Source organism: Nocardia sp. NPDC051833 (assembly GCF_040681225.1).
Classification (GTDB): domain Bacteria; phylum Actinomycetota; class Actinomycetes; order Mycobacteriales; family Mycobacteriaceae; genus Nocardia.
Genome location: NZ_JBFAYK010000001.1, coordinates 134,792 through 149,545 on the forward strand (window position 1 = coordinate 134,792; position 14,754 = coordinate 149,545).

The 14,754-nt window shown below is 70.6% G+C and carries 14 protein-coding genes; 4 read left to right on the forward strand and 10 right to left on the reverse strand.

What is annotated here, in order from left to right:
- Nucleotides 1–23: 23 nt before the first annotated feature.
- Entirely contained in the window at nt 24–1,664 is a 1,641-nt protein-coding gene (locus AB0L91_RS00665) for a hypothetical protein (RefSeq protein WP_365006768.1), read from the reverse strand.
- A complete protein-coding gene (locus AB0L91_RS00670) occupies nt 1,661–1,990 on the reverse strand; it encodes a type VII secretion target (RefSeq protein WP_355281479.1) in 330 nt (109 codons plus the stop codon). The genes AB0L91_RS00665 and AB0L91_RS00670 overlap by 4 nt, the downstream gene beginning before the upstream one ends.
- A 194-nt stretch (nt 1,991–2,184) precedes the next feature.
- Here AB0L91_RS00670 and AB0L91_RS00675 point away from each other — a divergent pair, with 194 nt between their 5' ends.
- On the forward strand, nt 2,185–3,159 hold the full coding sequence (locus tag AB0L91_RS00675) for an NAD-dependent epimerase/dehydratase family protein (RefSeq protein WP_357345020.1): 975 nt from the start codon (nt 2,185–2,187) through the stop codon (nt 3,157–3,159).
- 12 nt (nt 3,160–3,171) lie between these two features.
- Here AB0L91_RS00675 and AB0L91_RS00680 read toward each other — a convergent pair whose 3' ends face one another.
- Nucleotides 3,172–4,026 carry an SGNH/GDSL hydrolase family protein gene (locus AB0L91_RS00680; protein ID WP_365006769.1) on the reverse strand — a complete coding sequence of 285 codons (855 nt, stop codon included), beginning with the start codon at nt 4,024–4,026 and terminating at the stop codon, nt 3,172–3,174.
- A gap of 158 nt (nt 4,027–4,184) precedes the next feature.
- On the opposite strand from AB0L91_RS00680, the gene AB0L91_RS00685 reads away from it, so the two are divergent.
- Complete coding sequence (locus AB0L91_RS00685; RefSeq protein WP_365006770.1) at nt 4,185–5,198, forward strand: Rv2578c family radical SAM protein; 1,014 nt, start codon at nt 4,185–4,187, stop codon at nt 5,196–5,198.
- A gap of 9 nt (nt 5,199–5,207) precedes the next feature.
- Here the strand turns inward: AB0L91_RS00685 and AB0L91_RS00690 are convergent, their stop codons facing one another.
- The 3 genes from AB0L91_RS00690 to hisS form a co-directional block, all read right to left on the reverse strand.
- Nucleotides 5,208–6,215: a malate dehydrogenase gene (locus AB0L91_RS00690; protein ID WP_365006771.1), complete on the reverse strand. Its 1,008-nt coding sequence runs from the start codon at nt 6,213–6,215 to the stop codon at nt 5,208–5,210.
- Nucleotides 6,216–6,309: 94 nt separating this feature from the next.
- Entirely contained in the window at nt 6,310–6,954 is a 645-nt protein-coding gene (locus tag AB0L91_RS00695) for a hypothetical protein (protein ID WP_357345012.1), read from the reverse strand.
- A gap of 74 nt (nt 6,955–7,028) precedes the next feature.
- Nucleotides 7,029–8,303, reverse strand: coding sequence for a histidine--tRNA ligase (gene hisS / locus AB0L91_RS00700; RefSeq protein ID WP_355281538.1), 1,275 nt, complete (start codon nt 8,301–8,303; stop codon nt 7,029–7,031).
- Between the two features lie 85 nt (nt 8,304–8,388).
- On the opposite strand from hisS, the gene AB0L91_RS00705 reads away from it, so the two are divergent.
- Entirely contained in the window at nt 8,389–9,294 is a 906-nt protein-coding gene (locus AB0L91_RS00705; RefSeq protein WP_355281496.1) for a peptidylprolyl isomerase, read from the forward strand.
- Between the two features lie 276 nt (nt 9,295–9,570).
- On the forward strand, nt 9,571–10,113 hold the full coding sequence (locus AB0L91_RS00710; RefSeq protein ID WP_355281498.1) for a hypothetical protein: 543 nt from the start codon (nt 9,571–9,573) through the stop codon (nt 10,111–10,113).
- 61 nt (nt 10,114–10,174) lie between these two features.
- Here the strand turns inward: AB0L91_RS00710 and AB0L91_RS00715 are convergent, their stop codons facing one another.
- The 4 genes from AB0L91_RS00715 to AB0L91_RS00730 all read right to left on the reverse strand — a co-directional run bounded on the left by AB0L91_RS00715 (nt 10,175) and on the right by AB0L91_RS00730 (nt 14,706).
- Nucleotides 10,175–10,597, reverse strand: a complete 423-nt coding sequence (locus AB0L91_RS00715; protein WP_355281501.1) for a DUF4913 domain-containing protein — start codon at nt 10,595–10,597, stop codon at nt 10,175–10,177.
- Complete coding sequence (locus AB0L91_RS00720; protein WP_357345006.1) at nt 10,594–12,417, reverse strand: TraM recognition domain-containing protein; 1,824 nt, start codon at nt 12,415–12,417, stop codon at nt 10,594–10,596. The genes AB0L91_RS00715 and AB0L91_RS00720 overlap by 4 nt, the downstream gene beginning before the upstream one ends.
- Before the next feature lie 40 nt (nt 12,418–12,457).
- Nucleotides 12,458–12,970 carry a hypothetical protein gene (locus AB0L91_RS00725; RefSeq protein WP_365011126.1) on the reverse strand — a complete coding sequence of 171 codons (513 nt, stop codon included), beginning with the start codon at nt 12,968–12,970 and terminating at the stop codon, nt 12,458–12,460.
- Nucleotides 12,971–13,038: 68 nt separating this feature from the next.
- Nucleotides 13,039–14,706: a peptidoglycan DD-metalloendopeptidase family protein gene (locus tag AB0L91_RS00730; RefSeq protein ID WP_357345004.1), complete on the reverse strand. Its 1,668-nt coding sequence runs from the start codon at nt 14,704–14,706 to the stop codon at nt 13,039–13,041.
- Nucleotides 14,707–14,754 lie beyond the last annotated feature (48 nt).

Here is a 14,754-nt window from a genome sequence, read left to right on the forward strand (position 1 = left end):
GTTCGTCGCCGGGGATCCGGTGGCTAGAACCGGTCCTCGTCGGCGTCGCGTTCGTCCTCGTGCACCGCGCCGATGACCTCGGGCGTGGATTCGCCGAGCGGACCGGTGAGGTCGTCGTTGCCGGTGCGGCTCTGGTAGGGCTGCACGGTACGACCGTGTTCCTCGTCGTTGTTGCCCTTGCCGCCCGCACCCGCGGCACCGCCGCCACCCATGAAGCCGGAACCGCTGGTGCCGGCGGTGGAGGTGGTGCCGAGGCCGGTGGAGCCGAGGGCGGTGGACATGACCCGACCGGCGGGCATGGCCGACCCCGGCACGGCGGTGGTCGCCTTGGGCGTGCCCGCGCTCGGGGTGCCGCCGGTGCTACCACTCGAACCGCCTCGCGCGGTGCCGAGGGCGCCGAGCGCGCCACCGGTGCTGCCACCGGAACCGCCGGTGCTCAGGCCGGCGGTGGTGGTCGAGCCCGGCGTGGTGGTGGTGCTGCCCGGCGTGGTGCTCGCGGCGGTGGTCGAGTCGTCGGAGGTGCCCGACAGCGCGTCCTCGGCCTGGGTCAGCAGCGGCTCGGCGATGTTCTCCGAGGCCGCCGACAGCACTTCCTCCGGCGAGGGCAGGCCGCTCTGGGCGACCAGGTTCTGCACCACGCCGTTGAGCTGTCCGGTGTAGCCGGCCAGCTCACCACGGGTGGTGTTGACGACCGTGACCGCCGAGCCGAGATGCTCGGTGGCCAGACCGATGAGGGTGGCCTGCGTCGGCGGCAGCATGATCGTCGGCGCGAGCGCGGTCGCCTGGGCGGCGAAGGTGGTGGCGATCGCCGACAGCTGCGCGTTGCCCGACTGGACCACTGCGGCGGCCTGTTCGGTCAGCGCGGAGATGTCGAAGCCGCGCTGGCTGGTCTCCTGCCCCTCGGTCTGCGCCTGCTGGCTGGCGGTGGTCGCCGCGTCGGAGGCCTCGCCCTCCCACAGCTGCTGCACGGTCTTCAGACCGCCCTGGGCGACGCTCATCGCCGATTCGATCAGCGAGGAGGAGTTGCTCAGCAGGGTGGTCGGGTCGAGCGAGCCGAAGACACCGGTGCCGAAACTGCTCAGCAGCTGCAGGATCGGCTCGAACAGCGAGTCGATGCCCGGCAGCGCGGGAATGGACACGCCGTTGAGCAGCGCGGAGACCGGATCCTCGGTGAGCGTGGTCGACGCCGCCGAGGCGGTGGAGTTCGTCGTGCTCGCGGTGCCGCCGGTGGCGGCGCTGGTGAGCGCGCTCTTGGCCTGGTCGAACGCGGTCTGCGCGGTGGCCAGCGCGGGCCCGGCGACCTGGTTGACGGCACTCTGCGCGCCGCTCAGCGCGGCGGAGGCGTCGGTCGAGATGCCGGACAGGATGTCCTGCGCGTCGACGGTGCCGCCGGTGCCGAGGCCGGACAGGCCGGAGAGCCCGGCCGGGGAGACCGCGGTGTTCTGCGCGTCGTCGGTGATCTTCTGCGCGAGAGTGAAGACGGGTTCCTCGACGGCCTCGAAGTCCTCGGGCAGCTGCACCAGCGGTACATCGAGGATCGCCTGGGCGGCGGCGCTGTAGTCGACCGGGACGGCGCCCAGCGCGGACTGCGTCGCGGCGTCGGCGGTGGCCAGCGCGGTGTCCGGAGTGATGACGCCCGCGTCGTCGGTGCTCAGCGGCCTCATGCCAGGCCCCCCATCCCCGCGGCCTGGCGGGCCAGATCCACGGCCAGCGAGACGTCCTCGGTGTTGTAGGTCACCGAGGACTTGAAGGCCGCGTCGGACAGCTTGGAGAACTTGGCCGACAGATCGTTGATGTCCTTGGCCTGCAGGGCCTGTGCGGCGGCGAACATCGCCAGATAATCGGCGCCGATGAGCCCGAACACCGGCGTCATCGCCGCCACGTTGCCCGCCGCGTCGGTGATGCCCGCCGCCGCGATGTCCCCCGCCACGGTCGCGTTCGTCGTCGCGAAAGCGGCGACGGCATCGGTATCGACCGAGAGATCGGTCATGCGAATCCCCCCAACTCGTCGTGAAAATCCTGCTCTGCGAGCGCGATCGGCGGCCGCGGAACTCCCTACGCGCCCGCGCGAAGGCGCAGTGTGCGCCAAATATAACCGAACACCCCGACCTCGTTCGAGCCGTGTCGGCTCCGATCCACCCGATCCGCTTTCAAAACTAGAACATGTTCTATATCCTCGGCGGAATGAAGGTCGCAGTGACCGGCGCAGCCGGCTACCTCGGTACCAACCTGATCCCGCAGCTCCTCGAGCGTGGCCACGAAGTGGTGGCCATCGATCGTGCTGCGCCGACCACGTCCGATCCGGCCGTCACCTGGGTGTCCGGTGACGTGCTCGATCCGGCGTCGATGCGCGGCGCCCTCGACGGCGCCGAGGTGGTCTACCACCTGGTCGCGCTGATCACGCTGGCCGAGAAGAACGACCTCGCCTGGCGGGTCAACACCGAGGGCGTGCGGGTCACCGCGGAGGCGGCGCTCGAGGCCGGCGTCCGGCGGTTCGTGCACACCAGCTCGATCCACGCCTTCGACCAGTACCGCGCGGGTGGGCACATCGACGAGACCACCCTGCGCTCCACCGATCCGGGCCTGCCCGTCTACGACCGGTCCAAGTGGGCGGGCGAGCAGGCGCTGCGTCCGGTCATCGAACGCGGCCTCGACGCGGTGATCGTGAACCCGACCGGCGTCTACGGCCCCGCCGACAACCCGAAGAACCTGTCCCGGCTCAACCGCACCGCCGCGGAGGCGATGCGCGGCCGGATGCCGGTGATGATCGGCGGCGGTTTCGATCTGGTCGACGTGCGCGATGTGGCGCAGGGCCTGATCCTGGCGGGCGAGAAGGGCCGCACCGGCGAGAACTACCTGCTCGGCGGGTACATGACCCAGCTGATCGACCTGTGCCGGATGGCCGCGGCGCGCTCCGGCGCCAAGGGCCCGCGGTTCGCGATTCCGGCCAAGGCGCTCGGCGCCGTGCTGCCGGTGGTCGAGCCGATCAGCAAGCGCCTCGGCTCCGACATCCTGTCCAAGGCGGCGCTCGGCGCGATCCTGTCGGCCCCGATCGTCGATCACGGCAAGGCCGAACGCGAGCTGGGCTACCACCCCCGCCCGACCGAGGAGACCGTCGCCGACCTGGTCGACTTCCTGCGCGCACCGCGCACCGCGTAGTCCGCGTGCCGGTCACCCCGGCGCCGTCACGGCCGCGCGGAGGATCTCCGCGGTGGCCTGCTGTCCGGCGGCGTTGGGGTGTACCGGGGTGGCGTTCGCCTGCGCGGGCAGCACGGGTTCGACCCAGCGGGACGCGGGGTCCCGGCAGGCGTCGTGCCCGATGGCCGAGGTGTAGATGTCGACGTAGATCGCGCCGTTGGCCTCGGCCTGGCGCCGCAGCGCGGCATTGAGTTCTTGTTCGATGCCCCGCGCGTAGTCGACGTCGCCCGTGCTCAGCGGCATCTGCGGGTAGCAGTGCCCCGCTTCCGGCAGCACCGCCGGATAGCCGACGACATAGACCCGCGCGTGCGGTGCCAGCTCCCGGATCCGCCCGATCGCCGCGCCCATCGCGGGCTCGCCCGCCGCGATGTCGTCGCTGAATCGCGAACCCTGGCTGTCGCGACACGGCGCCCCGACGGCACCGACGTTCCCCGCGTTGAGCGCCGAGCAGGTGAGCACCATGGTCTGGAACAGATTGCGGTCGTTGCCGCCCGCCTGATAGCTGACCACCCGCGTCCGCGCCGACAGCGCGTCGAATTGCGGTGGCTGATCGGCGTATTGGGCCGTGGTCATGTGCGCGGTCGCCGCCGAGGCGCAGCTGACATCGGTGAGTTCCCATCCGGTCGCCGCCGCCAGCCGGTGCGGATAGTTCTGCGCGGATCGCGTGCACAGCGGCGGACTCCCCGGCACGGGATCGAGCAGACCCGGCGCGGCGGTATAGGAGTCGCCGAGGGCGACATAGCTCACCGCGGGTGCCGAGCCGGCACCCGGAAACAGCAGGCCGAGCACGAGCTGAGCGACGACCGCACCGACCAACGGTCCTTCCATCGACCACTTCTCACCGAGTCACCCACATCGCGGATCGCGGGGCCACACGGTCCGCCACCTGCGATTTTACGCCGGTGTGGACCAGCGGGCTGGCCGCTGCCGCCCGGCCCGAACCGGCCAGGCTTGACACCACCTCGAACACATGTTCGACTCAGGGCATGCGGTGGCAAGCGCAGGCACTCGATGCCGAGGACGGCGCCCTGCCCGGACTGACCCGGGCGGGGCTGGTGCGCACCGTCCGGACGCCCGAGTTCGACGGCATCACCTTCCACGAGGTGCTGTGCAAGAGCGCGCTGAACAAGATGCCGGAGAGTTCGACGCTGCCGTTCCGCTGGACGATCAACCCGATGCGTGGGTGTTCGCACGCCTGCCGCTACTGCTTCGCCCGGGGCAGTCACGAATACCTCGGACTGGACGCGGGCGAGGACTTCGATTCGCAGATCGTGGTGAAGACGAATGTGGCGGCGGTGCTGCGCAAGGAGCTGACCCGGCGGTCGTGGCAGCGCGAACCGGTGGCGCTGGGCACCAATACCGATCCGTACCAGCGGGCCGAGGGCCGCTACCGGCTGATGCCGGGCATCATCGGCGCCCTCGCCGATTCCGGGACGCCGTTCTCCATCCTCACCAAGGGGCCGCTGCTGCGCCGGGACCTGCCGCTGCTCACCGCGGCGTCGCGACGGGTGGCGGTCAGCGTGGCGGTCTCGATCGCGATCCTCGACCAGGACCTGCACCGCAGCCTGGAGCCGGGCACCCCGGCACCCCGCGCACGCCTGGATCTGGTCCGTGCGCTGGCCGACGCGGGCTTCGCCGTGCATGTCATGGTGGCGCCGGTCATCCCGTGCCTGACCGACAGCCGCGCCCACCTCGACGCCCTGTTCGCCGCGATCGCCGACGCGGGCGCCGACAGCGCCACGGCCTTCGCCATGCACCTGCGCGGCAGCACGCGCGGCTGGTTCCTCGGCTGGCTGGCCACCGAACATCCGGCGCTGGTGCGCCGCTACCGTCAGCTCTACGGTCGCGGCGGCTCTGTCACGCCCGCCTACAGCTCCTGGCTGCGCGAGCGGGTCGACCCGCTGCTGGCCGCCTACGATCTGCGCCGACCACAGGGCCGGACCGTGCCGGCAGGACCGGCGCCGGTGCCGCCGAGCGAACAGCTCGCGCTGTTCGGGTGAGGCCCGCCGTCAGTCCGCCTTGGCGAAGCCGAGATCGATGACCGCGTCGCGTTCGGCGATCAACTCGGCGACACCCGCGTCGATCTTGGCCCGCGCGTAGTCGTCGAGATCGAGATCGTCGACGATGCGGTACCGCCCACCGGCGCAGGTGACCGGGAACGAGCACACGAGGCCCGCCGGGACGCCGTAGGAGCCGTCGGAGGGCACCGCCATGGAGGTCCAGTCGTCGGCGGGGGTGCCGAGAACCCAGTCGTGGATGTGGTCGATGGCGGCACTGGCCGCGCTGGCGGCCGAGGACGCGCCGCGCGCCTTGATGATCGCGGTGCCGCGCTGCTGCACGGTCGGCACGAACACCTCGCGCACCCACTCCGGCTCGACCAGTTCCGGTGCGGGTTTGCCCGCGACGGTGGCGTGCGTCAGGTCGGGGAACTGGGTCGCGGAGTGATTGCCCCACACCGCCATCCGGGTGATGTCGGCCGCCGGGGCGCCGGTGCGCGCGGCCAGCTGGGCGATCGCGCGATTGTGGTCGAGGCGGGTCAGCGCGGTGAAGCGGTCGGCGGGCACGTCGGGGGCGTTGCGCATGGCGATGTAGGCGTTGGTGTTCGCGGGATTCCCGACGACCAGCACCCGCACGTCCGAGGCCGCGACCGCGTTGATCGCGGCGCCCTGACCGGTGAAGATCGGGCCGTTCGCGGCGAGCAGGTCGCCGCGTTCCATCCCGGGGCCGCGCGGTCGCGCGCCGACCAGCAGCGCCACGCTCGCGCCGTCGAATCCGGCCGAGGGATCGTCGGTGATCTCGATCGAGGACAGCAGCGGGAACGCGCCGTCCTCGAGCTCCATCGCGACACCCTCCAGCGCGCGCACCGCGGCGGGCACCTCGAGCAGCCGCAACCGCACCGGGGTGTCGTGCCCGAGCATCGCCCCCGCGGCGATCCGGAACAGCAGTCCGTAGGCGATCTGGCCCGCGCCACCGGTGACGCTGACGGTGACCGGCGTTCTGCTGGCTGGGTTGCTCACGACCGACTCCTCGCGCTGGACGACTCTGGCGCCTCCCACGCTAATCAGTCAGGAGTCCCCGCACGGGGATCCGTGAGGCAGAACACCACGCGGCTCAGACGAGCTCGGCGACCTCGGCGTCGGTCAGCACCACGGGCGACACCGCGTCCTTGGCCCGGACCAGCCGCACGCCGCGATACAGCGGCCGCTCCCCCAGCCCGGCATCGCGCGCCTCGGCCCGCAACTGCTGCACCAGGACCTCCGACACGGCCACGGCGGCGGCGAGCTCGCTGGCGGCCAGCGCGTCGGCGAGCTTGCGCAGGCCGAGCAGATGCAGTTCGCGGCCGCTGCCGGAATCGGTGTACATCGCCAGCGGCACCACCTGTATCTCGGCGCCCACGGTCACCTTCAGCACGATCCGGCTGAGCCTGCCCGGGTAGACCAGCAGCTGCACACCGGTCGCGCCCGCGAGGTCGATCCGCCGCGTACCGAAGAGCCGGTGCGCGTGGATCTCGGTGCCGCTCAACCACATCCGTCTGCGCCGGAACGCGAACACATAGCCGATGGTCGGCACCGCGACGACCAGTCCGAGGACGATCGCGAACGGCCAGCTCAACCAGATCGCGGACAGCAGCGTCACGCCGACGCCGACACCGATCGCGGCCAGCGCGAGCCTGCGCAGCATGGGCGCGAACATCTCGGGCGCGACCAGGTCGATGCCGACCGGTTCCGTCGCCGCCCGCCCGGACTCCCCGTCCACGATGTCCCTCTCCACCCGGTCCGGCCGGTCCGGTCCGAGGCGCGGTCAGACTACCGCGCCCCGGACCGCCGGGCTCAGTGGCCGAGCGCGGTGCGCAGCACGCCGACGACCTCGCCCAGCGGCACCTGCCGCTGCTCGCCGGTCGCCATCTCCTTGACCCCGATCGAGTTCTCCTCGAGATCGCGATCGCCCAGCACCAGGGTGAATGTCGCGCCGGAGCGGTCGGCGCCCTTCATCGCGCCCTTCATCCCGCGCCCGCCGTAGGCCAGGTCGACGCTGATCCCCGCGCCGCGCAGCGCGCCGGCCAGCGCGACCAGCCGCGCCTTGGCGGCGTCACCGAGCGCGATGCCGTAGACCTGGCAGCGCGCCGGGTCGGCCGCGGTCTTGCCCTCGGCCGCCAGGGCCAGCACGGTCCGGTCGACGCCGATCCCGAAGCCGATGCCCGAGAGCGGCTGCCCGCCCAGCTCGGCCATCAGCCCGTCGTAGCGACCGCCGCCGCCGATGCCGGACTGCGCGCCCAGCTGGTCGTGCACGAATTCGAAGGTCGTCTTGGTGTAGTAGTCCAGGCCGCGGACCATGCGCGGGTTCACCACGTACGGCACGCCCAGCGCGTCGAGGTGGGCGAGCACCTGCTCGAAGTGGGTCTTCGCCGACTCGGAGAGGTGATCGATCATCAACGGCGCGTTCGCGGTCAGTTCGCGCACCTCGGGCCGCTTGTCGTCGAGGACGCGCAGCGGGTTGATCTGGGCGCGGCGGCGGGTCTCCTCGTCGAGCGGCAGCCCGAGCAGGAACTCCTGCAGCAGTTCCCGGTACTGCGGGCGGCAGGTCTCGTCGCCCAGCGAGGTGATCTCGAGGCGGAACCCGTCCAGGCCGAGGCCGCGGAAGCCGGCGTCGGCGATCGCGATGACCTCCGCGTCCAGCGCGGGATCGTCGACACCGATCGCCTCGATGCCCACCTGCTGCAGCTGCCGGTACCGGCCGGCCTGCGGGCGTTCGTAGCGGAAGAACGGACCGGCGTAGCAGAGCTTGAGCGGCAGCTGACCGCTCTTGTCCAGGCCGTGCTGGATCACCGCGCGCATCACGCCGGCGGTGCCTTCGGGGCGCAGGGTGAAGCTCTCGCCGTTGCGGTCGGCGAAGGTCCACATCTCCTTGCTGACCACGTCGGTCGACTCACCGACACCACGCGCGAACAGGGCGGTCTGTTCGAATACCGGCAGCTCGATGTGCCCGTACCCGGCGAGTCGGGCGGCGTGGATCAAGCCGTCGCGCACGGCGACGAACTCGGCCGAGCCGGGCGGCACGTAATCCGGGACCCCCTTCGGGGCGGTGAAGCTGCTGGTCTTGGTCACGATCATCCAGTTTTCCCCACAGGCGCCCCTCGAGTCCAACCGGTTACCCTCTAGACGAATCCGACAACACGGGAGGAACGCGGTAGTGCCGAGCAACGAACAGCGACGGGCGGCGGCCAAGCGCAAGCTGGAGCGCCAGCTGGAACGACGGGCCGAGCAGGAGAAGAAGCGCAAGCGCCTGGTGATCGCGGGCTCGGTACTCGGTGTGATCGTGGTCGCCGCCGCGGTGACCGGCGTGTACTTCCTCACCAAGGGCGGTGACGAGGCGGATTCCTCGGCCACCGCGAGCACCTCCGCCACCAGCAAGCGGGAGCTGCCCCCCGCCGCCGACGCGCCCGCGGTCGCCGCCAAGCCGGCCACCGTCACCTGCGCCTACCCGGTCGGCGCCGAGCCCGCGAGCAAGCCGGTGGCGCCGCCGAGCACCACCACGGTCGCCTCCGGCCCCGACGCGCCGAAGACCAAGGTGTCCATCGACTCCACCCAGGGCCCGATCGGCCTCGAGCTCGACAGTGCCGAATCGCCGTGCACCGTCAACAGTTTCGTGAGCCTGGCGCAGCAGGGCTACTTCGACAAGACCAGCTGCCACCGCATCTCGGCCGAGGAGGGCTTCGAGATGCTGCAGTGCGGCGACCCGACCGCCAGCGGCATGGGCGGGCCCGGCTACAGCTTCGCCAACGAGTACCCGACCGATCAGTTCCCGACGACCGATCCGGACAACGATCCCGCGCTCAACAGCCCGATCAAGTACAAGCGTGGCGTGATCGCGATGGCCAACTCGGGCCTGACACCCGAGGGCACCAACGGCAGCCAGTTCTTCCTGGTCTACGGCGACACCATCCTGCCGCCGAAGTACACGATCTTCGGCACCATCGACGAGGCAGGCCTGAAGACGCTGGAGAAGGTCGGCGCCGCGGGCGACGACGGCTCCATGTCGGCCGGTGGCGGCAAGCCGAAGATGCCGATCAGCTTCACCACCGTCAAGGTGGGCTGACACCCCCTCGCCCCACCCGAAACGGGCCGGACGCCACCGCGGCGTCCGGCCCGTTTCCGGTTTTCCGGCCCCGACACCGCCAGAAGATCATCAGAGGCAAGGCAATCCTATTGTTCATCCGGCCGGCCGCCTCGACCGCCGTATTTTCTCCCTCGCCACTCCATGTCCACCGAAACTTCTCGACACCTCCCTTGCGTGGCTCCGCCAGACATACAGTCGTGTCCTTCGCGCGGTAGGCTCAGTTGTCCACTTCCACAGCGGCATCGGGGAGCAGTCATGGCGGAACTCGACGACATCGGCAGCGAAACGGCGTCCATGATGCGCACCATGCTGCAGATGGCCACCCTGGTCGCCCTCAAGTCGCGGGAGCACGGCCAGAAAGAGGCCGAGGCCCGCGCCAAGGCGGTCGAGGCGAAGATGAAGGAAGCCCGCGAGCTGCAGGTCCGCGAGGCCCGTGATCTGAAGGCCAAGGACCCGCGCAATATCGAACTCGTGCAGATGATGTCGGTCGGCTCGAAGTCGGCCCAGCCGCGGGGGCTCACGCTGGAGAAGGACCCGTCCTCCCCGTTCGCGGCGAGTGCCACCGCGGCAGGCGGGAACGCACCCCAGGTGGGCTACGACACCGTCGAACGGCGCGCGGCCATCGCCGCCCATCTCGAACGGGCTGGCGTCGCACCGGAATTGACCGAAGTTCGGATGCTGGTCGAGATGGGGCAGGGTATCTCGCCGGAGGAAGCGATCCGCCGGACGAACGCCGGCGCCCGGCGCTCCGGAATCGAACGCGGGATCGACCCGCGCGGTCTCGAACGCGGCCGCTGACCCACGACCGCGAGCACCGCGTCGTCGGGGGCGACCGTAGCGCCCCCGACGATCAGCGTGGCTAGAACGGCTTGGTCTTGTCCATCGTCCGGTTCACGTCGGGATCGGTGAACTGCGCCCGGTCCGCGCCGACCTGATCCTCCAGCGGAAGCCGGTCGAGCATTCCCTTGTGGCCGTTGCGAACACTGCAGTACTTGAACGGCCCACGTGGATCGAACAACTTCGCCATATGCGGGTCGGCGTGGTCGAGGAACCAGACACTGATGCCGGGACCGCCCTCCAGCCGGAAGTGCTCCCAGGCCTGCCACAGCGCGTGCAGCCGGACCGCGGCCTCGGGGTGGCGCCACCATTCCGTGCACCACACCGTGTCGCTGATATCGGTGACCTGCCTGCTGTACACCCTGCTGAGGTAGTCGTTCACGAAGTCGAACACGTTGGGATACCCGTTCACGATGTCCCGAGCACCCGAATTCTGGTCGCTCACAGGGGCTTGACCTCCTCGACGTCGCCGTACTGCTCCGGCGGAGTGGAATTCGACAGCACCGGCGTTCCGATCAGATCGTCGATGCGGGTCTTGCGGGTCGGATCGTTGTACTCGATCGACTGCTTGACCGCCTCGGCGTACTCCCCCTCCCACCAGGGCACGGTCCGGACCAGCACGGCGGGCTGACCCGAGGTGAACACCACCGCGCGACCGCGCGGCAACGTCGCCAGGCCCTGCGCGGTGAAGGTCACCGACGAACTGAGCGAGCGCGAGTAGCTCTTGCTGCTGCCCGACTGCGACATCGACTGCGAGATGGAGTCGTACTCGCCGATCGCCTCGGATCGGTCACGCAGGAACGCCATGTCATCGACACCGCTGCCGAGCACCTTGATGTTGGCCGCCGACCACAGCGCGCTCATCCCGGCGTCACCCCAGCAGCGCGCGCCCTGCGCCCAGGACTGCAGCACGGTCATCACGACGATGCCGCGCGAGCCGAAGTGGCTGTACTGCTTGGGCAGATCCTTCCAGCGCACCACATTGGCCGCCTCGTCGAGCACCGCCAGCAGCGGGATCGGCAGCCGACCGCCGGACGACAGCGAGGCCTTGCGCATGGCCACATCGATGACGGCCTCGGTCAGCGCGCTGACCAGTGGCGCGGCCGACCCGCGGCCCTCCAGCGACAGGCAGTACAGCGTGCCGTTGCGCTCGATGAACTCGAGCTCGTCGAACTGCAGCCGGTCGCCGTTGCCACGGGTGATCCACGGGTGCACATTCGACATCTGCAGGCAGCGCACCATCTTCTTGGCCGTGCCGAAGATGCCGCTCTTGGTGCGCTGTTCGGCGTTGTACTGCATCGCCAGGCCGGAGGCGGTGAAGTCGTGTCCGGCGCCGCGCAGATGCTCGATCGGCTCACTGTTCTGCGGGTTGGTCACCCATTCCCACACCTGGGTGATCGGCTTGCCCGCGATCGCGGCGGCCAGGAACAACCCGGCGAGCAGGTCCTCGGCCTCGGGATCGAAGAAGCTGTCGGTGTTGTCGGCGCCGCCGCTCTCGGCGTCGGCGAAGTGGCCCGCCAGCCGGGCCGCCCGCATCTCGCAGCCCTCCTTGCGGTGGTCGACCCAGGCCAGCGGATCCCAGAACCACACCGGCCGTTCGCCTGCCACGCCCTGCGGGTCGAACACGAAGGTCGCGCTGCCCTTGGCCTCGCGCACATTCCGGGTCGCGTCGACCACGTCGCGCTTGTTCGAGGTGGTCAGCACCGGGCCGATGGCCGACAGGATCGCCGGGATCACCCGCGAGGTGGACTTGCCCTGGCGTGGGCCCCAGATGTCGAGATGCAGGTCCTCGTAGGAGCCGTAGAGCGGCGACCCGTCGGCGACGGCCACACCGATCGGCACACCGGGCGCGTCGTTGCTGCCCAGCCGCACACCGAGATCGACCGCCTTCTGCCGCACCCCCGCCTCGGTGATCGAGGCGATGGCACTGCCACTGCCCATGTGGTCGGCCTTGTCGTCGATCGACAGCCTGCCCTTGACCGCGCGCTTCTTCATCTGCTTGCGGACCACCACGTAGGCGATGGCCGCGGCGATCACCAGCAGCACGATCACCGTGGACGCGCGCGGCCAGTGCAGTTTGCCGCGCGCGAGATCGGCGACCACCGCGATCGGGTTGGCCGGAATGTTCTGCGGCACCACCGACAGCGCGTTGCCCAGGTGCAGCGCGACGGCGAGGGTGATCAGCGTCGCAAAGCCGAACACGATCAGGATCAGCGTCGTGTCGGGTCCGACCGCGGCCGGATCCGTCACCTTCTTCTTCGCCACGTGTGCCTCCTTGTGGACCTTGTCGGATGGTGGTGGGTGCTCAGCGGAACGCGTCGAGGCGCCAGCCTTGCGGCGTCTGCACCACGGTCGCGATGACCGTGCCCGGTGGGAGGGCCTCGGACCGCCCGTTCGGGTAGACGACCGTCTGCTCGATGCCGATCTTGTACTGCGCCACCGCGGGATCCGCGCTCGCCGGCGCCTGCTCCCCGGAGGCGAAGGCGAATGCCTCGACGTGCGCCTTCGCCTTCGCCCAGTCCGCCCACTGCAGCGACGGTTTCGGCGTGTCGGTGGTTCCCGTCGAACTGTCCAGCATACGTATCATGCTGGGACCCAGCCATTTTCGCGCGCGTTGCAGGGAATCGCCCGGTTGCTCGGTGGCCGGGTTCCAGGTGTAGATCTCCCGCAGGGCCACGACCGCGACCCCGTCGGCCGTGGTCGGGTCGACCGTGGCCGCGGCGTCGAGCAGCCGGGTGGTCGAGGTCGCCGAGTCCGGGCGCGCGGCATCGGGATCGCCGCCGCAAGCGGCGACCGGGAGCAGGACCGCCACGAGCATCACCGCCGGAATTGTGCGGATTCGTGTTCTCTCCCACCAGGTTATCCCCGGTGTCGAGGGACGTGTGGTCACAACACCCTCCTCGCCCGCGCGTCGCCCGGCACCGCCACCTCGGTGACGCCACCGCCGCCACCGCTGCTCGACGGCGGCACCGCCTGGATCACCTGACCGTCGCCCGCGTAGATCCCCACCTTCGACGGCCCCTTCGGCCCGAAACCGCTGAACACCAGGTCACCGGCGGACACCTTCGAGATCGGCACCTCACGGCCCGACTCCCACTGCTGTTCGGCGGTGCCCGGCAAGGTGATCGCGCCCGAGGACGCCGCGAACACCGCGGCGGCGGTCAGGCCCGGCGCGTCGAAACCGCCACTGCTCGGGCCCTGGACGCCACCGCCACCCCAGACGTACGGCATGCCCAGCCAGTCGTGCGCGGCCTCGACGATCTGTGCCCCGCCACCGCCCGGTTCGGGCGTGAACCGGCCCTGCGCGCCGGGCGCGCGGTACTGCGGCTCCATCGACAGAATGTTGGTGACGTACGGCCGGGTCTCGGAGTAGTGCGCCGCATACTGATTGGGCATCCCGCCCGAGGCGAGCACCGCGCCCTCACCGGCGTTGTACCCGGCCAGGGTGAGCGCGGGCAGGTCACCGGAGACCTTGCCCGCGGCCATCCAGCCCGCGATCTTGTGCGCGATCGCGCACATGTAGCGAGCCTGGCCGATGATCGCGTCGCCGTCGTCCCAGACGCTGGCCGTGCCGTTGCCGTCGGCATCGATGACATACGGCTTGCCGTCGTCGGGATTGATGCTGACCGCGGTGCCGGGCAGGAACTGCGCCAGGCCCTGCGCACCGGCGGGCGAGGTGAGCCCGCGCCGGAACCCCGACTCCTGCTTGGCCTGCGCGGCCAGCAGCGAGGACGAGATCTCCGGGCACACCGTGCCCGCCCTGCGGTACCAGATCTCCAGCTCCGCGGGCACCTTCCCGTCGGCGAGCGCGCCACCGGCGCTGCCGAAGCCGCGCACGCAGTTCGCGTCGGTCGAGAAGGCCCGCGCGCCACCGACATCCGGGGTCGGCGCGCCGTCGAGCCACGGCATCGGATCGATCTGACGGCCGCCGGTGAAGCGGCCACCGGGGACGATCTCGAAATGCAGGTGCGGGCCGCTGGATTCGCCGGCCGAGCCGACCATCCCGATCGGCTGTCCCGCGGTCACGGTCTCCCCCGTGCGCACCTTCACGCCGCGGTCCCACATGTGGCCGTAGACGGCGGAGAAGGCGCGGCCGTTGGTGTCGACCGAGTCGACGACGATCCAGTTGCCGAAACCCGACGCGGGACCGGCGGCCACGACCCGGCCGTCGGACACCGAGTAGATCGTGGTCCCGTCGGCGGCGGCCATGTCGATGCCCTTGTGATCGCCGCCGCGCGAACCGAACACATCGGAGATGGTGAAGGTGCCGACCTCGAGCGGCAGCGTCCGGCGCAGCGGACCGACGCCGGCGGCCAGCGACGGCGTGCCGGTGACGGCCGGATTCGACGTGGCGGTCGGCGTGGTGGACCCGGCGGCCCGGGAATCGCCGGTCGCCGCACCGCCCAGCGGCGGCAGGGTCGGCGCCGCCGAACCGCTCAGCACGCCGGTGGTCTCGCAGGTCTCGTCCGAGGAGGGCAGCACGATGACCAGCACGAGCGCGATCAGCCCGATGACCGAGCCCAGCGCCGACATCAGCATCGTGCGGGCATTCACCGGCCGCCTCCTGGCGTTCCGCGCCGGGCGCCGGGATCCGGGTCCGCC